Source organism: Streptomyces sp. NPDC085596, from assembly GCF_044541565.1.
Classification (GTDB): Bacteria; Actinomycetota; Actinomycetes; order Streptomycetales; family Streptomycetaceae; genus Streptomyces.
The window spans coordinates 162,962-180,205 of the sequence record NZ_JBITTC010000004.1 but is presented as its reverse complement, the minus strand read 5'-3'; the positions used below and the strand labels follow the sequence as shown (position 1 = coordinate 180,205).

Annotated in this window: 18 protein-coding genes; 6 read left to right on the top strand and 12 right to left on the bottom strand. The window is 72.6% G+C overall.

Annotation, left to right across the window (positions count from 1 at the left end; translation table 11 throughout):
- Window positions 1-12 precede the first annotated feature (12 nt).
- Window positions 13-216: a hypothetical protein gene (locus ACIGA3_RS13980; RefSeq protein ID WP_399714433.1), complete on the top strand. Its 204-nt coding sequence runs from the start codon at window positions 13-15 to the stop codon at window positions 214-216.
- A 6-nt stretch (window positions 217-222) separates the two neighbouring features.
- Here ACIGA3_RS13980 and ACIGA3_RS13975 read toward each other — a convergent pair whose 3' ends face one another.
- Window positions 223-642 carry a CBS domain-containing protein gene (locus ACIGA3_RS13975; RefSeq protein ID WP_399714431.1) on the bottom strand — a complete coding sequence of 140 codons (420 nt, stop codon included), beginning with the start codon at window positions 640-642 and terminating at the stop codon, window positions 223-225.
- A 178-nt stretch (window positions 643-820) separates the two neighbouring features.
- Here ACIGA3_RS13975 and ACIGA3_RS13970 point away from each other — a divergent pair, with 178 nt between their 5' ends.
- Window positions 821-1,867, top strand: coding sequence for a PucR family transcriptional regulator (locus ACIGA3_RS13970; RefSeq protein ID WP_399715388.1), 1,047 nt, complete (start codon window positions 821-823; stop codon window positions 1,865-1,867).
- A gap of 52 nt (window positions 1,868-1,919) precedes the next feature.
- On the opposite strand, the gene ACIGA3_RS13965 is transcribed toward ACIGA3_RS13970, so the two are convergent.
- On the bottom strand, window positions 1,920-3,452 hold the full coding sequence (locus ACIGA3_RS13965; RefSeq protein ID WP_399714429.1) for an SPFH domain-containing protein: 1,533 nt from the start codon (window positions 3,450-3,452) through the stop codon (window positions 1,920-1,922).
- A 135-nt stretch (window positions 3,453-3,587) separates the two neighbouring features.
- Window positions 3,588-4,097, bottom strand: coding sequence for an NfeD family protein (locus tag ACIGA3_RS13960; RefSeq protein ID WP_399714427.1), 510 nt, complete (start codon window positions 4,095-4,097; stop codon window positions 3,588-3,590).
- Between the two features lie 261 nt (window positions 4,098-4,358).
- On the opposite strand from ACIGA3_RS13960, the gene ACIGA3_RS13955 reads away from it, so the two are divergent.
- Window positions 4,359-4,865 carry an SRPBCC family protein gene (locus tag ACIGA3_RS13955; RefSeq protein ID WP_399714425.1) on the top strand — a complete coding sequence of 169 codons (507 nt, stop codon included), beginning with the start codon at window positions 4,359-4,361 and terminating at the stop codon, window positions 4,863-4,865.
- On the top strand, window positions 4,858-6,489 hold the full coding sequence (locus ACIGA3_RS13950) for a phytoene desaturase family protein (RefSeq protein WP_399714423.1): 1,632 nt from the start codon (window positions 4,858-4,860) through the stop codon (window positions 6,487-6,489). The genes ACIGA3_RS13955 and ACIGA3_RS13950 overlap by 8 nt, the downstream gene beginning before the upstream one ends.
- Window positions 6,490-6,508: 19 nt before the next feature.
- On the opposite strand, the gene ACIGA3_RS13945 is transcribed toward ACIGA3_RS13950, so the two are convergent.
- From ACIGA3_RS13945 to ACIGA3_RS13915, 7 genes are all read right to left on the bottom strand, one after another.
- Window positions 6,509-7,060: a type 1 glutamine amidotransferase domain-containing protein gene (locus ACIGA3_RS13945; protein WP_399714420.1), complete on the bottom strand. Its 552-nt coding sequence runs from the start codon at window positions 7,058-7,060 to the stop codon at window positions 6,509-6,511.
- Window positions 7,061-7,167: 107 nt separating this feature from the next.
- Entirely contained in the window at window positions 7,168-8,016 is an 849-nt protein-coding gene (locus ACIGA3_RS13940) for an STM4011 family radical SAM protein (RefSeq protein ID WP_399714418.1), read from the bottom strand.
- 10 nt (window positions 8,017-8,026) lie between these two features.
- Entirely contained in the window at window positions 8,027-9,373 is a 1,347-nt protein-coding gene (locus ACIGA3_RS13935) for an STM4012 family radical SAM protein (RefSeq protein WP_399714416.1), read from the bottom strand.
- Window positions 9,370-10,194 carry an STM4013/SEN3800 family hydrolase gene (locus ACIGA3_RS13930; RefSeq protein WP_399715385.1) on the bottom strand — a complete coding sequence of 275 codons (825 nt, stop codon included), beginning with the start codon at window positions 10,192-10,194 and terminating at the stop codon, window positions 9,370-9,372. Before ACIGA3_RS13930 ends, ACIGA3_RS13935 begins: the two co-directional genes overlap by 4 nt.
- Window positions 10,195-10,240: 46 nt before the next feature.
- Entirely contained in the window at window positions 10,241-11,386 is a 1,146-nt protein-coding gene (locus ACIGA3_RS13925; RefSeq protein ID WP_399714414.1) for an STM4014 family protein, read from the bottom strand.
- Window positions 11,387-11,396: 10 nt separating this feature from the next.
- Window positions 11,397-12,353: an STM4015 family protein gene (locus ACIGA3_RS13920; protein WP_399714411.1), complete on the bottom strand. Its 957-nt coding sequence runs from the start codon at window positions 12,351-12,353 to the stop codon at window positions 11,397-11,399.
- A 99-nt stretch (window positions 12,354-12,452) separates the two neighbouring features.
- Complete coding sequence (locus tag ACIGA3_RS13915; RefSeq protein WP_399714408.1) at window positions 12,453-12,800, bottom strand: DUF1330 domain-containing protein; 348 nt, start codon at window positions 12,798-12,800, stop codon at window positions 12,453-12,455.
- Window positions 12,801-13,078: 278 nt separating this feature from the next.
- Here ACIGA3_RS13915 and ACIGA3_RS13910 point away from each other — a divergent pair, with 278 nt between their 5' ends.
- Together ACIGA3_RS13910 and ACIGA3_RS13905 are read left to right on the top strand one after the other, a co-directional pair.
- The gene (locus tag ACIGA3_RS13910) at window positions 13,079-13,282 is read left to right on the top strand and encodes a cold-shock protein (protein WP_007502648.1); all 204 of its coding nucleotides are present in this window, start codon (window positions 13,079-13,081) and stop codon (window positions 13,280-13,282) included.
- 87 nt (window positions 13,283-13,369) lie between these two features.
- Window positions 13,370-15,061, top strand: coding sequence for a DEAD/DEAH box helicase (locus ACIGA3_RS13905; protein ID WP_399714405.1), 1,692 nt, complete (start codon window positions 13,370-13,372; stop codon window positions 15,059-15,061).
- A 67-nt stretch (window positions 15,062-15,128) separates the two neighbouring features.
- Here the strand turns inward: ACIGA3_RS13905 and ACIGA3_RS13900 are convergent, their stop codons facing one another.
- Both ACIGA3_RS13900 and ACIGA3_RS13895 read right to left on the bottom strand, forming a co-directional pair.
- Window positions 15,129-15,575: a response regulator gene (locus ACIGA3_RS13900; protein ID WP_399714403.1), complete on the bottom strand. Its 447-nt coding sequence runs from the start codon at window positions 15,573-15,575 to the stop codon at window positions 15,129-15,131.
- Window positions 15,572-17,113 carry a CHASE3 domain-containing protein gene (locus ACIGA3_RS13895; protein WP_399715382.1) on the bottom strand — a complete coding sequence of 514 codons (1,542 nt, stop codon included), beginning with the start codon at window positions 17,111-17,113 and terminating at the stop codon, window positions 15,572-15,574. Before ACIGA3_RS13895 ends, ACIGA3_RS13900 begins: the two co-directional genes overlap by 4 nt.
- Window positions 17,114-17,244 lie beyond the last annotated feature (131 nt).

Here is a 17,244-nt window from a genome sequence, read left to right as displayed (position 1 = left end):
GGGGGCCGGGAGATGCCGGACGACGTGGACAGCGAGGCACCCGGCGAGGCGGACCTGCCGCGTGCTCGGCGCCGGCTCACGGAGGACGAGTTCCGTGAGCTGATGCGCGAGGCCCGGCAGGAGGCGCGCCGGCTGCGGTTCGGCAGGCCGCCCGCGGAGGATTCGGCGGTCGCGCTGCGTACCCAGCACGCCGAGTTCGGCGCGGCCGCCCACTGAGCCCTCCTACCTGTTCGGCCCGGCCGCGCTGATGTCGCCCAGGGCCGAGGTCTCGTCCCGTTCGATGGCCACGTCCCCGAGCGCGATGATGCCGACGGCCTGGTCCCCTTCGACCACGGGGAGCCGGCGGACGGCGTGGTCGCGCATCAACTCCACGGCGTGGTCGATGCTTTCGTCCGGGCCGATGGTGACCAGGTCGTCCGAGGCCGCCTGGACGACGGTGGTCTCGTCGGGGTCCACGCCCTCGGCGAAGGCGCGTACCACCAGGTCGCGGTCGCTCACCAGGCACCGCAGCCGTCCGTCCTCGGTCACCAGGACGGTGCCCACGTCCTCGTCGCGCATCAGCCGGGCCACGGACGCCACCGACGCCTGCGGCTCCACGGTCACGAGTTCACTGGTCATGATGTCGCGCACGTGCTGGGCCATGACGGGTCTCCCTTCTCGTCTCGTCGTGCACGGCCGGGTACCCCTCCCCGCGCGCGGCTCCCCATCGCCCGGCGTGCGTTGTCGGTGGCGGCGGATACGCTCCACCGGACGGATCACGTCAGGGGCACATCAACAGATGTGGCGGGGAGAGCGGGAGGGCGCGGTGGCGGAGCTGGACATGGCCGAGTATCTGGGCGGGTACGCGCGGATGCTGGCCGAGGTCTCCCGCACCGGGCGGCGCCCCACCCGTACGGAACTGGGTGAGCGGCGCGCGCTCGGGGAGCGGGCCGCCGAGGCGGGGCACAGTCTGCGGGCCCTGGTGCGCGCGCATCTGCTGGCCACCCGGACGGCCTGGCCGAACGGCACCCCGGCGGGGTCGGTGGGCGGCGTGCTGGCCGCCGTCGAGCAGGCGGTGGACGCCTTCGCCGAGGGGTACGAGCGGGCGCAGCGGCTCGCCGTACGGCAGGAGGAGGCGGCGCGGCGGGAGTTCATCGACGACCTGCTGTACGGCCGCAGCGATCTGGGGCGGCTGGCCGAGCGGGCCGAGCGGTTCGGTCTCGTCCTGTCCCACGCGCACGCCGTCGCGGTGGCGGAGGGTCCGGAGGCGTACGTCGACACCGCCCCGGTGACCCGGCAGGTGGAGTCCGCGCTGATCACCCGGTTCAGTGAGCGGCGCATCCTGCTGACCACGAAGAACGGCAAGCTGATCTGCATCGCCCCCGGCGACCAGGAGGAGGTGCTGGCCTGCTTCGCCGAGCAGGTGCGGGTCACCCCGGACTGCGGCCGGGTGGCCATCGGCCGCCCCCGGCAGGGCCCGGGCGGCGTGGTGCAGTCGTACGAGGAGGCGCTGAGCACGCTGGAGCTGGCGGAGCGGCTGGATCTCGCGGAACCGGTGGTGCGGGCGGCCGACCTGCTGGTGTACCCGGTGCTGCTGCGGGACCGGCAGGCGATGGCGGACCTGGTGCTCAGCGCGCTGGGGCCGCTGCGGGAGGCCCGCGGGGGCGCGGAGCCGCTGCTGCGGACGCTGGAGGCGTACTTCGAGTCGGGGTGCCGGGCCGCCGAGGCGGCGCGCCGGCTGGCGCTGAGCGTGCGCGCGCTGACGTACCGGCTGGAGCGCATCCACCAGCTGACCGGGAACAATCCGGCCGATCCGGTGCACCGGTACACGTTACAGACGGCCGTCATCGGGGCCCGGCTGCTGGGGTGGCCCGCGCGGGAGCTGTGAGCACGGCGAAGGGGGCCCGCCGCCGGGACGGGCCCCCTGTCGTTCCGGACACTCAGCCCGTGATCTCGACCTTGCCGTTGCCCTGGACGGGGCCCTCCACAGGGGTGACGCTCGCTGCGGCGCGCCCGGTGACGTCCTTGAGGAGCCGGGTCAGGTCGACGCCGGTGGTGGAGCCGAGCAGTTCCAGGCCCTGGGCCACGTTGTCGGCGACCGCGCGGGGAATCCGGCCGGCGCCGTCGGTGGAGATGACCGTCATCTTGTCGATGGCGCTGAGCGGCTCGGACGCCTTGGCGACGACCTCCGGCAGCACCGAGACAAGCATCTGGAGGACGGCGGCGTCGCCGTACTGGTCGTACGCGTCCGCCTTCTTGCGCATGGCCTCGGCCTCGGCCGCGCCCTTGGCGGTGATCGCCGCGGCCTCCGCGTCACCCTCAAGCCGGACCGCCTCGGCCGCCGCCGCACGGCGGGACCGCTCGGCCTCGCCCTGCTTGAGACCCTCGATGGCGTCGGCCTCGGCCAGCGCACCACGGCGCTGCTTCTCGCCCTCACCGGTGAGCCGCGCCCGCTCCGCCTCGGCCTCGGCCGCCGCGATGGCCGCCAGCCGCTCCGCCTCGGCCTGCTTGACGCGGGCGACCCGGCGTGACTCCGCCTCCTGCTCGGCGGCGTAGCGCTTGGCGTCGGCGGGCTTGCGGACCTGGGTGTCGAGCTGACGGTCCGTCAGGGCGGCCTGGCGCTCGGCGACCCGCTCCTGCTCGACGAGGATCTCCTGCTGGCGGGCGGCCTCGGCGAGCGGGCCCGCGGCGGCCGCGCGGGCGGCGGCCTCGTCGGTCTCCGCCTTGATCTCCGCCTGCTTCAGCGCGAAGGTCCGCTGCGCGACGGCGATCTCCTCCTCGGCCTTGAGCCGGGCCTGCTCGGCGGCCCGCCGGGCCACCGCCTCGGCGATGTCGGCCTCCTGCTTGGCGCGGGCGGCCTCGGGGCGGCCGAGGTCCTCCAGGTAGGAGCCCTCGGTGGTGATGTCCTGGATCTGGAAGGCGTCCAGCACCAGGCCCTGCCCGGACAGGCTGGCCTCGGCCTCCTCGGCGACCTGCCCGGCGAAGGCGGCGCGGTCGCGGATGACGTCCTCCACGGACATCCGGCCGACGATGGCGCGCAGCGCGCCGGAGAGCACTTCCTGGGTGAAGCCGACGATGCCGTCCTGCTGCATCAGGAAGCGCTGGGCGGCGGCGCGGATGGAGTCCTCGGTGCCGCCGACCTTGACGATGGCGACACCGTCCAGGTTGGCCTTCACCCCGCGCAGGGTGACGGCCCCGCGCACCGCGACCGGGATGTGCCGCGAGGACAGGTCGAGGGTGAACCGCTGCTGCACGAACGGCACGACGAACACGCCGCCGCCGACGACGACCTTCTGGCCGCTGTTGTCGGTGAAGACGCGCCCGGTCTCCGGATCGGTGGACTTCTTGCCCCGGCGGCCGGTGACGATGAACGCCTGGCTCGGCCCGGCCACCTTGTAACGGCTGACCACGGTGAGCGCCAGCAGGACGAGGAGTACGACGACTCCGGCCACGGCGATGACGACAGGACTCATATCTATGCCCCCAGACATAAGACGCAGACAGATGACACCCCGGCCAGATGACACCCCGGCAGGGGTGGGAAAGAACCGCCCCTCGAGGGGCGGTTGAGCTTCGTTGAGGTGAACGGCCGGACCGGGCTGCCCGGTTCAGCGCTCCACCGGACGCACCACGACGGAGGTCGGCGACGGCACCGCTTCCACCCACACCTCGGTTCCGCGCGCCACCGGCACGGAGCTGCGCGCGGCGAACTTGACGGTCTGGCCGCCCAGCCGGACGAGGACCTCGCCGAAGCCGGCGGCCGGGATGGCCGTCACCACGTTGCCCGAGGTGCCGATCAGGTCGTTCCCGGTGGGCGTGGCGTCCGTCTGGTCGCGCAGCAGCATCCGGCTGAGGCGGTAGGTCAGCCAGGCGGTGCCCACGCCCGCCACCGCGCCGATCGCGGTGGCCCCCGCCGGAGCGATGCCCAGCCCCTCGTGGGCGATGACCCCGCCGAAGCCGGTCATCGACAGGAACCCGGCGATGACCGGCAGCGACAGCCACCCGTCCAGCGCGCCCCCCAGCGCGCCGTCGAACAGGCCGTCCAGCAGCCCGTCGAAGACCAGCGACAGGACGAGCAGCACGACCCCCGTGATGCCGATTCCAAGAAACCAGGCCATACGCGCCGTCCCCCTCCCGTCAGCCGCTGATCTCCGGCTTGACGGAATGTTCACACAGGCTTTCGCCCTTTTCATTGCCTGAATCCGGCAATCTTTACGTGTTTTTTATGCCGCCTTTTCCCCGGGCGGACCCGAGGTGTGGCAGCCGCCCCCCGCATCCGTTCGGCGCGCGGACGCGTGATCCGTGGTCACCGGGTTACTCGTGCGGCAGCGCGCGGGCGGCACCGGTCCGCGGCGGGTGTTTGCGCGAAGGAGGAAACCGTGGCCATCCGGTACCAGCTCATCCGGCGTCCGCCGGCCGCCGTGTGGAAGGTTCTCGAGCAGCCTTCCTGCTACGCGGACTGGGTCGTGGGAACGCACGAGACCGCTCCCCGCGAGGGCCGCTGGCCCGAGCTGGGTTCGTCGCTCGCCTACACGCTGAAGGTCGGCCCGCGGCGCATCGAGGGCTACACCGTGGTACGCCGCTACGAGCCGCCGAGGTATCTGGAGCTGGAGGCCAAGGCACCCTTCGGCAACGCGCGCATCGCCATCGACGTACGCGACTGGGGCGGCGAGTCCCTCGTCGTCGTGGACGAGCACCCGCTGCGCGGGCTCGGCGACAAGCTGCACAACGTCGCGCTCGACGCCGTGATCCAGCTCCGGCACCGGGGCATGCTGGGCCGCTTGGCCCGGCTGGTCGAGCGGGAGACACCTCGGAAGTCCCGCGACGGGGCCCGGCAGGGTTCCGCGTCGAAGCCGTCCAGCGCCGAGGAGGCGGGCCGTGAGTGACGCAGTGGTCATCGGGGCGGGGCCGAACGGCCTCGTCGCGGCCAACCTCCTCGCCGACCAGGGCTGGAGCGTGGAGGTGCTGGAGGCTCAGGAGCGGCCCGGCGGCGCCGTGTTCAGCGACCGCGAGGTCCACCCGGACTTCGTCAACGACGTCTTCAGCTCCTTCTACCCCCTGGCCGCCGCCTCACCGGTCATCGGCGGACTCCGGCTGGAGGACGAGGGACTGCGCTGGTCGCACGCCCCGCAGGTGCTGGCCAACCCCCTGGCCGACGGCCGCTGCGCGGTGATCGACCGCGACATGGACGTCACCGCCGAGGGTCTGGACGAGCTCTGCGCCGGGGACGGCCGGTCCTGGCGCGCCCAGTGCGCGACCTGGGACCGGGCCGGCCACGACCTCCTCCAGGCGCTGTTCACCACGATGCCGCCGGTCCGGGCGCTCGCCGGGCTCGGGATGAAGCTGCGCGGCGGCGGTGCCCTGCGGCTCGCCCGCGCCATGCTGCTGCCGGTGCGCCGCCTCGGCGAGGAGGAGTTCGACGGTGAGGGCGCCAGGCTGCTGCTCGCGGGCAACGCCCTGCACGCGGACCTGGGCCCGGAGTCGGCGATCGGCGGCGGCTTCGGCTGGCTCATGTCGATGCTCGGCCAGCAGTACGGCTTTCCCGTGCCGGTCGGCGGCGCGGTCTCCCTCACCGACGCCCTGGTCAGCCGCCTTCGGCGCCGGGGCGGGGTGATCCGCTGCGGGGAGCCGGTGACGGAGATCGTCGTGGAGCGCGGCAGAGCCGTCGCGGTGCGCACGGCGGGCGGCGACACGGTCCCGGCCCGGCGCGCCGTGCTCGCGGACGTGTCCGCGCCCGCCCTCTACGGCCGGCTCGTCGCGCCCGAGCATCTGCCCTCGCAGGTGCTCGACGACATGCGGCGCTTCCAGTGGGACTTCGCCACCTTCAAGATCGACTGGGCGCTGGACTCCACCATCCCGTGGAAGGCCGGCGCGGCGGCCGGCGCGGGCACCGTGCATCTGGCGGACAGCGTGGACGACCTCACCCGGTTCGCCGCGCAGATCGCCATGGGGCTCGTCCCGGACCGGCCGTTCCTGCTGGTGGGGCAGATGACGACCGCCGACCCGACCCGGTCGCCCGCGGGCACCGAGTCCGCCTGGGCCTACACCCATCTGCCCCGCGTGGTGCGCGGTGACGCCGGGGACGCCGGGCTCGACGGCTCCTGGGACGCCACCCAGCGCGAGATCATGGTGGACCGGATGGAGCAGCGCGTCGAGCAGTTCGCGCCCGGCTTCCGCGCACGGGTGCTGAGCCGGCGCGTACTGGCGCCGCCCACCCTCCAGTCCGCCGACTCCAATCTGAGCGAGGGCGCCCTCAACGGCGGCACGACCGCCCTGCACCAGCAGGCGATCTTCCGCCCGATCCCCGGCACGGGCCGCCCCGAGACCCCGGTCCGCGGGCTGTATCTCGCCTCCGCCTCCGCACACCCCGGCGGCGGGGTGCACGGCGCCCCCGGCGCCAACGCGGCGCGGGCCGCGCTGGGTATCCGCCGCTCCTTCGCGGACGCGATGGCACTCTTGCAGCGGTCCCTGACCCGCGGAAGCGGGGCGGCCGCGGTCGGGAACCGCTGACCGCCCCGCTCCTTGGGGCTCAGCCCTCCAGACTGCGGATGATCGCGGACGAGAAGGCGTCGAGATCACCGGGGTTGCGTGAGGTGATCAGCGGATGGCCGCCCTCGGTGTCGACCACGACCTCCTGGTCCGTCCAGGTGGCGCCCGCGTTCACCAGGTCGTCCAGCAGCGACGGGTAGGAGGTCATGTCGCGGCCCTCGGTGAGTTCGCTGTTCACCAGCAGCCAGGGGCCGTGGCAGATCGCCGCCACCGGCTTGCCCTCCCGCGCGAACGCGGTGACCAGGCGCTGCGCGTCCTGGTCGGTGCGGAGCTGGTCGGCGTTGAGGGTGCCGCCGGGGATGATCACCGCGTCGTAGCCGTCGGAGGTCGCCTCGGCGAGCGTGGTGTCCGGCTCGACCTTGTCGCCGGGGTCCTTGTCGGAGACGAGGGTGGCGATGACCTCCGGTTTCTGTGCCGCGACCACGACGTGGGCGCCCGCCTCGCGCAGGGCCGCCACCGGCTTCTGAAGTTCGTCTTGTTCCGTCCCGTAGTTCGTCGTGAGGACGAGGACGCTCTTACCGTCGAGAGCCATGGATTCGTACTCCTCCCGTCTCCCCCTGGTTCCCGGTACGCGGACCCGCTCGCGGCGGTGTCCGGGGCACCGGTCTTACCTGCACCGGCTGCCCCTTTGGCCCCGGTTCATTCGACGGCGGCCGGAATCCGTTCCAGCACCCCGCCCGCGAACACGTCGTACAGGGGCAGCGTCTCCAGATGGACATAGCCGATATGGCAGTCGCAGCTGGTCAGGGGGCAGGGGCGGGGCCGGAGCGCGGCACGGTAGGAGCCGTCGTAGAGGTTGCCGAGTTCCGCGCGGACGAAGTGGCAGCGGCGGACCGTGCCGTCGCCGTCCACCGAGATCACGGACTCACCGGTACGACACGGCAGCCCGGCGCTGGCGTGCGGGTGCCGGCTGTACGGGAACAGCGGGTCCAGCGCGGTCCACACCTCGGCCTCCGCGTCGTCGTAGGTGTGCCCCTCGGCCGCGTTCACCCACAGGTACACCCGCGCCGGCAGCTCGGCCCGCAGCCGGCGGGCCGCCTCCAGATGCCCGGGCAGCCCGACGATGCCGACGCTGTACCGGATGCCGAGCCGGTCCAGCTCGTGACACTTGCCGAGGAAGCGGTCGTAGGGGGTCTGACCGGGGTGGTACGTGCACCACAGCGCCAGGGTGTCGCGGTCGGCGTCGGCCAGCCAGTCGGTGCGGCAGCTCAGGTTGGTCTGGATGGCGACCCGGCGGATGTGCGGCCGGTGGGAGAGGTCGGTCAGGGCGCGCCGGTACCAGGAACGCACCAGGCCCTCTCCCCAGGGCGTGAACAGCACCGAGAGCCGGTCCTCGGTGCGGGCGGCGGCCCAGTCGGCGAACCGCTCCAGGCTCGCCCGGTCGGCCCGCAGCTGCTCCCGGCTGTCCCGGCGCTTGGCGAAGGGGCAGTAGGGACAGTCGTAGTCGCAGGAGGCCAGCGGGCCCCGGTACAGCAGGGTCAGGTCCATGACGGGCGGCTCACTTGCGCTCATAGGCGGCCATCGCGGCCCGCACGGCCGGGGAGAACAGTTCGGGGCCGAGGGCGTCGGAGTGGGCCAGCCCCTCCGGGGTCAGGCGCAGCACCGGGTCCGCGCCGGACTCCAGCCAGCCCAGGTCCGCGAACCGCTGCAGTTCGGCCGGGAAGTCCTCGCCCGGGGTGCGGCCGCCGAACCGGGCACGGTAGTCACCGACCGCGAGCCCGTCGGCCTGGAGCAGCGACTGGAGCAGATGGCGGCGGCGCGCCTCGTCGCCGGTCATCGGGCGCCCGTACTCGGCGTGCGCGAAGTCGGCGGCGGGGCGGGCGGTGTAGTCGTCGATGATCGCGCGGATCTCGTGCATGCCGACGGCGTAGTCGAAGGAGTAGTGCAGTCCGGAGGTGTAGGAGCGGGCCCCGCAGCCCAGTCCGATCATGCCGTCGGTCTGGCAGGCGTAGTCGTCCGCGCCCTCGGCCGGGGCGTCGGAGCGGCGGAACATGCGCATGGACCGCTGCTCGTAGCCGTGCGCGAGGAGATGGTCGCGTCCGGCGCGGTACAGCCGGAGCCGCTGCTCGTCCCACTCCGGGTCGGCCGCGTCGGCACGCCGTCCGAGGCCGGTGAGCGGGCGTATGTAGAGCGGGTAGAGGTACAGCTCCTCGGGCCGCCAGGCCAGGGCGGCGTCCAGCGAGCGCAGCCAGCTGTGCTCGGTCTGGCCGTCGATGCCGTAGATCAGGTCGATGTTGAGCACCGGTATCCCCGCGTCCCGGACCCGGCCGAGCGCCGCCTCCACATCGGCGCGGCGCTGCGGGCGTACGGCGGCCCGCGCCTCGGTGTCGTCGAAGCTCTGCACGCCGAGGCTGAGCCGGGTGGCGCCGCGCTCTGCGAGGACGGCGAGCCGGTCGGCGGTGGCCGTGGCCGGGGACGCCTCCACGGAGAGCGGGACGGCGCGCAGGTCGGCGCCCATCCGGTGCTCGGCGATGTCGCAGAGCCGGGTCAGCTCGGCGGCCGTGAGGAAGGTCGGGGTGCCGCCCCCGAAGGCGGCGGTGGCGAACCGGACCTGGTCCCGCTCCCCCAGCGCCTCCCGTACGGCGCCCGCCTGCCGCTCCAGCGCGTCGAGATAGGCGCCGGTGAGGCCGTCCGGGGCGCCGATGCGGGTGAACAGGTTGCAGAACCCGCAGCGGATTTCGCAGAACGGGATGTGCAGATAGAGGGAGAGCGCGTCCTTGGGCTCCCTCGCCCAGAGCTCCTCCAGCAGCGGCCGGTCCTTCAGCTCCCCGTACGCGGTCTTGTGCGGGTAGGCGTACACATAGCTCTGGTACGGGGCCGGGACGGCCACGGCGGCCGGGGTCATCGGGTGGCCCCCTGGTCGAGCGGGAAGTCGAGCGGGAAGTGGGCGTAGGGCACGGTCCACACCGACTCGTGGCCGATGCGGTGGCCGGTCCAGCCGTCGTCGCCGTAGGCCGTGCCGTGGTCGGAGCAGACGATGGCGAGGCAGGGGCGCCGGCTGCTCATGACGGTGAAGAGGCGGCCGATGTGCCGGTCCACGTACTCCAGCGCGGCGGCGTGGGTGGCGCGGGAGTCGCCGTCCTCCTTGCTCGCGCCGGGCAGATGGAACCAGTTGGGCTGGTGCAGGGCGGAGACGTTGACGAAGAGGAACAGCGGCTGTTCCGGGGCCGTCCGGCCGGCGATCTCCTCGGCGCGGGTCACCTGGGACTCGAAGGAGGTCGGGGAGGTGACCCCGAACTCCGGCTCCCAGTGCGACTCCTCGAAGAGTCCGGGCAGCACCGAGCCCAGCGCGCCCTGCTTGTTGAAGAAGCCCACGCCCCCGACGCACGCCGTGCGGTACCCGGCCTTGGCGAGGCCGGAGACGAGGTCGGGGGTGTCGTAGACGAAGGTGCCGTCCGCCGTGGTCTCGCTGCCCGCGAAGGAGGCCGCGAACAGGCGCGGATGGCGGCCGGGCACGGCCGGGGTGGGCAGGAAGCCCGCGAACATGGCCTGGTGGGAGGCGTAGGTGAAGCTGCCGGGCGCGTGCCGCTTCTCCCAGCGGCCACCGGGGAGATGGCGGGCGAGGTTCGGGATGCGGCCTGCTTCGGCGAGTTCGGCGGCCACGTCGAAACGGAGCGTGTCGAGCGTGAGCAGCAGGATGTCGTGGCTGCCGACGATTCGGTTCATGTCCGGGACGCCTGGGGCCACTTCGGGCAGGCGGGCGGTGGCCGGGTCAGGCGCTGGCATGGGTGGTTCCTGTTCTGTGCGGGTGATGCGGGCCGGGCCGCCCGGTGAGCGGGACCCGGCGCAGGGCGGCGGCGACCTGCGCCGCGTAGGTGTCGAGGCCCTCGGCGCCGCTGCCGGGCAGGCCGGTGAGCCGGGGCAGCAGATCACCGAAGGCGTTGACCTCGCCGACGAAGGCGCGGCGCCAGCCGACGGCGGGCAGCAGGTCGACGCCGACGCAGAGGGTGTCCGGGAAGCAGGCCGCGGCCCGCTCGCAGATCCCGAGCACCTCGGACCAGCGCAGCCCCGCCGCCTCGGCGGCCTGCCGGGCCCCGGCGAGGTCGCCCCGGCGGCCGCCGAGGTGGAGATTGGTGAGCGGTCCGGCGCTGGTGCGGACCACGGCGTGGGTGGCGCGGCCGTCCACCACGACCACCCTGAGGTCGGCGGCGCGGCCGTCCTGGGACGCCTTGGGCACCCACCGCTCCAAGTGCAGGCCGTCCGGTGCGAGCGCGTCCACGATGGCGGCGATGTCCCGCTCCCGCTGGTAGCTGCGCACCTTGAGGGAGTTGAACAGCCGCCCCTCGGGGTCGAGTTCGACGGAGGTCGTGGCCCTGATCCGGCCGCCCCCGGCCGAGTCGACGGCGAGCACGCCGGAAGCCGACGAGCCGTGCGCCGGCTTGACGAACAGCCGGGGCATCCGGTGCTCGCGCATCAGCGCGCGCACGTCGTCCCAGCCGCGCACCGGGGCGCCCGCCGCACCGGAGGTGGGCGACTCAGGCACCGGTACGTCCGCCCCGGCGAGGGCCGCGTGGCAGCGCCGTTTGTCGAACATGACCGCCACGTCGTCGGCGCCGTCCAGCCGGATGCCGCCGCGCAGGGTGCGCAGGGCCGCCGTGAAGCGCTCGTACCAGCGGGCGGTGCCCTCCACGCGGGTCGGGTCGGGGACGCCGCGCAGGAGCAGGTCGACCTCGGCGTCCTCGCCGGGCGAGTCGACGCGGACGATCTCTTCGGGGCCGAAGTCGGCGCCGCCCGCGCGCAGTACCTCCAGCCAGGGCACCACGCGGGGCGCGGGCAGCCCGGCGGCCCGGACCGCCTCCGCGAACAGGGTGACCCTGCGGTTGGCGGGGTTGCCGACCACCGCGAAACACCGGTTCATGGACGGCCGCTCACTCGCCGATGGCCACGAAACGCTCCACGGTGCCGTCCTCGTTCTCGTACGAGTCGGCGTCGTCCGCGTCCAGGTTCAGCCGGACGCCCGCCGGTTCGAGGGCTTCCCGCAGGCGCTGCTGGAGGGGCTCGGTGATGTAGTGGTGGTGCAGGTCGAGGAAGCCGAGGTGGGTCAGCGGCTGACCGGCGAGCAGCGCGGCGGCGCCCTCGTCGCCCAGGGTGCCCATGGAGAGGTCGAGCGTCTCCAGCCGGGCCACGACGGGCGCGGAGGCGACGGCGGCCGCGATCTCGTCCTGTATCTCACTGTTGCGCAGCCCCAGATGACGCAGGCCGGGCAGCCGGGTGCCGGAGAGGATCGGCTCCAGGTCGGACGCCTCGCTGTCGGCGCCGTACGAGGAGTCGCCGAGCCACAGTTCGAGGTGCTCCAGCGCGGGCAGGTCGCTGCCGCCGATGCCGCGCACCACCTCCACGGGCAGGCCGCCGGTCTCCACGACCAGCTTGCGCAGCGCGGTGTGGCCGAGCGCGGGGAACCTCAGCCCGGTGCCCCCGCGCACGCCGAACTCGGTCAACTCCGGGAATCCGGCGAGCAGTCCGGTGACATCGGTCTGCTGGATCCAGGAGAGTTCCGCCTCCTCCATGACGAGGTCGCCGAGGAACAGCGCGCGCAGGGCGGGCAGCCGGTCACGGGCGGCGAGCAGCGCCGCCATGACGGCGGAGGAGTCCGTCTCGTACGCCTCCGTCCAGGCGCCGACGACCAGCGCCCGCACCCGCGTGGTGTCCACGGTGGCGAGGAAGCGGGCGAAGGCGTCCTCCCACTCCTCCTCCGCGTCGTACACGTCCCCGGCGATCCGCCAGGCGACGGCGTCCGGCTCGGGCAGCTCGGCCTTCGCGTCGGGTCCGGGGAAGGCGAACGCGGGGAGGCCGTACAGCTCCTCCAGGTGGTGACCGATGGTCATGCGGGCTGCTCCTGACGTGCGATGGGCGCGAACGTGTGCGGTCCACGGCGTACGCAGAAGTTCTACCAACCGGCACTGACAACGCGGTCGGACGGGCGCTCACTCGGCGGGCAGCGCCTCGCGCAGCGCCTTCGCGGTGGCGCTCGGGTCGTACCCCTCGGGGACGCCGTCGACCAGGATGATGTCGCCGGCGATGTGCCGGGAGCGCAGCGGGGCGATCTCCTGATAGGCGGGCGAGTCCCACCAGTCCCGCGCCTCGGTGATTCCCGGAAAGCCGATGATCACGACATGGCCGGGCCAGCCGCCCTCCTTCACCTCGTGCTGCGCGCCGTGGACGAGGAAACGGCCGCCGTACGGCTCGAAGGTGGCGGTGACGCGCTCGATGTACTCCGCGATTTGCAGGTGCGGCGCGGCCTCGCGGAGATGGGCTACGGCGTAGGCGGTCATGGAGTCCTCCACAGCGTCGGGGGTCGTAGGCTTGTCGCACCGGTGATGCTTCCACCCCCGCCGACCGGCGTCGATGCCCTGTCAGGTGATCGACTCCGACACGCCGGGACGGCACGACGTCCCCGACCGCCAAGCCGGATGTGTGCTACTCTTTCTCTTGTTGCAGTTGTGGTACCCATGAACTTTATGTGCGCCTGACGGGAAATGTTTTCTCTTTAGGCGCATTTTGTTTTCCGGCATCTTCCGGATGGGGCCTCTGCCATCAGAAGGAGAAAGTCATGGCACAGGGAACCGTCAAGTGGTTCAACTCCGAAAAGGGTTTCGGCTTCATCGAGCAGGACGGTGGCGGTCCGGACGTCTTCGCCCACTACTCGAACATCGCCACCCAGGGCTTCCGTGAGCTCCAGGAGGGCCAGCGGGTCAGCTTCGACGTGACGCAGGGCCAGAAGGGCCCCCAGGCCGAGAACATCGTTCCCGCCTAATAGCTGAACGCGTATTCCGCTCACCGGGGTCCGCACCGTCATGGTGCGGACCCCGGTTTGTGCTGTGTTGAGGAAGGCAGTAACCGCATGCCCCGCAGGTATCAGAAGCCGAACCGCGGCTCGTCGCCGTCCCGGCCCTCGTCGTCTCCCCAGGCTCCCCAGGAATTCCGCCTGCCGGAGAGCACGACGCCCGCACTGCCCGCCGTCGCTGAGTTCGCCGACCTCGACATGCCCGCGGCACTGCTGAAGACGCTCACCGCGCAAGGGGTGACCACCCCCTTCCCCATCCAGGCCGCCACGCTGCCGAACTCGCTGGCGGGCCGTGATCTCCTGGGCCGCGGCCGCACCGGCTCCGGCAAGACCCTCGCCTTCGGCCTCGCCCTCCTGGCCCGTACGGCCGGACTGCGCGCCGAGCCCAAGGCTCCCCTCTCCCTGATCCTGGTGCCCACCCGCGAGCTGGCCCAGCAGGTGACCGACGCGCTGACCCCCTACGCGACGGCGGTCAACCTTCGGATGGCCACCGTGGTCGGCGGACTGTCGATCACCAAGCAGGCCGCCACGCTCCGGCGCGGCGCCGAGGTGCTGGTGGCGAGCCCCGGCCGCCTCAACGACCTGGTGGAGCGTGGGGACTGCGTGCTGCACGACGTCCGCATCACGGTGCTGGACGAGGCCGACCAGATGACGGACATGGGCTTCCTGCCGCAGATCACCAAGCTGATCCAGCAGGTGCGCCCCGACGGCCAGCGGATGCTGTTCTCGGCCACCCTGGACCGGAACATCGACCGTCTGGTGCAGCGGTTCCTGACCGATCCCGTGGTGCACTCGGTGGACCCGTCCGCCGGTGCGGTCACCACGATGGAGCACCATGTGCTCCATCTTCAGGACGAGACCGACAAGAAGGCCGTCACCACCCGCATCGCGGCCCGTGACGGCCGGGTCATCCTGTTCCTGGACACCAAGCGCTCCGCCGACCGGCTCGCCAAGCGGCTGCTGTCGGTCGGGGTCCGCGCCGCCGCCCTGCACGGCGGCCGCTCCCAGCCACAGCGCAACCGCGCCCTGGAGCAGTTCAAGACCGGCGAGATCACCGCGCTCGTGGCGACGAACGTCGCGGCGCGCGGTATACACATCGACGATCTCGACCTCGTGGTGAACGTCGACCCGCCGACCGACCACAAGGACTACCTCCACCGCGGCGGCCGTACGGCCCGCGCGGGCGGTTCCGGCAGTGTGGTCACGCTGGTGCTGCCCGAGCAGAAGCGGGAGATCAACCAGCTCATGTCGGCCGCCGGCATCAGCCCGAAGACGGCCCGCGTCACGTCCAGCGCCCCGGAGCTGGTCACCATCACCGGCGCCCGCGAGCCCTCCGGCGTGGCCATCGTCATCGCCGCCCCGGAGCCGACGCCGCCGAAGGCGTCGCGTCCGGCCCGCAGGTCCGGTGCCGGGTCGGACGGCGGTGGCCGGTCGTCCGGCCGCCGGCGCCGTCCGGGCGGTGCCACCGGCGAGGCCACGGGCGGGCAGGGCCGCAAGCCCGAGGGCCGGTCCAAGCCGGGCGCCTCGGCGGCGAGCGGTGGCTCCGCAGCGTCCGGCGGGCGCGGCACGGGCCGTCGTACGGCCGCGGAAGGCAACAAGGGCGGCGGCGCCTCTGGGCGCCGCAGCTCCGGTGGCGCCGCTCCCGGCAAGGCGGCCGCGCGGGGCACCGCCCGCAGGGCGCCGGGCGAGCGCACGGCGGGCACCGGCGGTTCCGACCGCCGTGGCGGCCGCCGCCCGGCCGCGAGCTGAGGACAGCGAACAGAACACCCCCCGACCGGGCCGGTCGGGGGGTGTTCTGCTTGCGCGAACCGCGGGTTCACCCCCGCCGGGGCAGGCGGACCACCTGGACGAAGAAGTCGTCGATCTGGCGGACGGCGGCGATGAACTGGTCCAGGTCGACCGGCTTGGTGACATACGCGTTGGCGTGCAGCTTGTAGCTGCGGAGGATGTCCTCCTCGGCCGCCGAGGTGGTGAGGACGACCACCGGGATGTCCGCGAGGTCCTGGTCGGACTTGATCCGCTCCAGGACCTGGCGCCCGTCGTACTTGGGCAGGTTCAGGTCCAGCAGGATCAGGTCGGGCCGGGGCGCTCCGGTGTGGCCGCCGCGCCGGTAGAGGAAGTCCAGGGCCTCCTCGCCGTCCCGGACCACGTGCAGCGTGTTGCCGATCTTGTTGTCCTCGAACGCCTCCCGGGTCATCAGCTCGTCACCGGGGTCGTCCTCCACCAGGAGGACGTCGATCGGGGTGGCGTCGGGAGTCGTCATGTCAGGGCCTTTTCCTCGGAGTGGATGCCGGGCTCGTCCGGGGCGGTGGCCACGGGCAGGGTGAAGCGGAAGCGGGTGCCGTCGGTGTACTCGGTGTCCAGCCAGATCCTGCCGCCGTGATGTTCCACGATCTTCTTGCAGAGTGCCAGGCCGATTCCGGTGCCACCGTAGGCGTCCCGGCTGTGCAGCCGCTGGAAGATGACGAAGACCTTCTCGGCGAACTCGCCGGGGATGCCGATCCCGTTGTCCGTGACGCTCACGCGCAGACTGCCCGGCTCGTCCGGGTCGGCCTCACAGGTGACGGTGACCTGCGGGGCGCGGTCGGGGTGGCGGAACTTCAGGGCGTTGCCGATCAGGTTCTGCCAGAGCATGGTGAACAGGGTCGGGTCGCCCACCACGTCGGGCATCTCCCGCGGCCGTTCGACGCGGGCGCCGGAGTCCTCCACGGCGGCACCCAGGTTCATCATCGCCTTCTCCAGCGCCTTGTCCAGGCCGACGGGCACGCGGTCGTCGTTGAGACGGCCGACGCGGGAGAAGGTGAGCAGGTCGTTGATCAGCACCTGCATGCGCTTGGCGCCGTCCACCGCGAAGTCGATGTACTGCCGGCCGCGGTCGTCCAGCTTGTCGTAGTACCGCTTCTCCAGCAGCTGGCAGAAGGAGGCGACCTTGCGCAGCGGCTCCTGGAGGTCGTGGGAGGCGACGTAGGCGAACTGTTCCAGCTCCACGTTGGAGCGGCGCAGTTCGATCGCCTGGGCGTCGAGGTCGGCGGCCTGGGTGGCCAGGATGTGCTGGTGGGCGCGGGATGCCTCCAGCTCGGCCACGATCCGTGTGCGCATGCCCTCCACGTCCACCGCCACCGCGGTCAGGTCGGCCGGCCCGCCACCGGTGATGACATGGTCGAAGTCGCCGCCCGCGACCCGGCGGGACGCGGTGCGCAGCCGCTCCAGGGGCCGGGTGACGAGCAGCCGCACGAAGACGGCGAGGGCCACACCGGTCAGCAGGAACGCGGCGACCATGGCGACGAGCACCGAGTTGCGCAGCGTCCGTTCCTGGGCAATGTGGGCGCGGCCGTCCTTGACCACGCGGGCCAGGTGGCCGTTCTGGTCGGCCCAACTGGCGCGCAGCTTGTCGAAGTCCTCCTTGCCGCGTTCCACCTTGCGCTGGTCGACGGCTTTCGGAGCGCCGGGGGTCACGGAGGTGACGAGCGGCTCGGCATAGTTGAGGCGCCACTCGGCGGCCTGGCGCTCGACGGCGGCCAGGTCGTCACGCAGCTCGGGCCGGTCCTGGACCAGGCTGCGCAGCCGGGCGGCGGATTCCGCCTCGCTCTTCTTGCCCTCGGTGTACGGGCCGAGGAAGCGCTTGTCGGCGGTGATGGCGTAGCCCCGGATACCGGTCTCCTGGTTGACCATGGCGGACTGGAGCCGGTACGCCTCGGTCTGGGCGGGCTGTACGCCCTCCAGCAGTGTGTCGGTCGCCTGGGCCGTGCGGTTGAGCAGGGCGGCGCCGACCACGGTGCCGAGGAGCACCAGGAGTGTCATGAGCGACAGCACCAGGTAGAACCAGCCCTGCACGGTCAGACGGCGTCCGGTCCACGGCTTGCCCGTGACGTTGTTCACCCTGTGCTCCGAACCGCTTCGTCACTCACGCGTCCCACTCGTTTCTCTCGTCT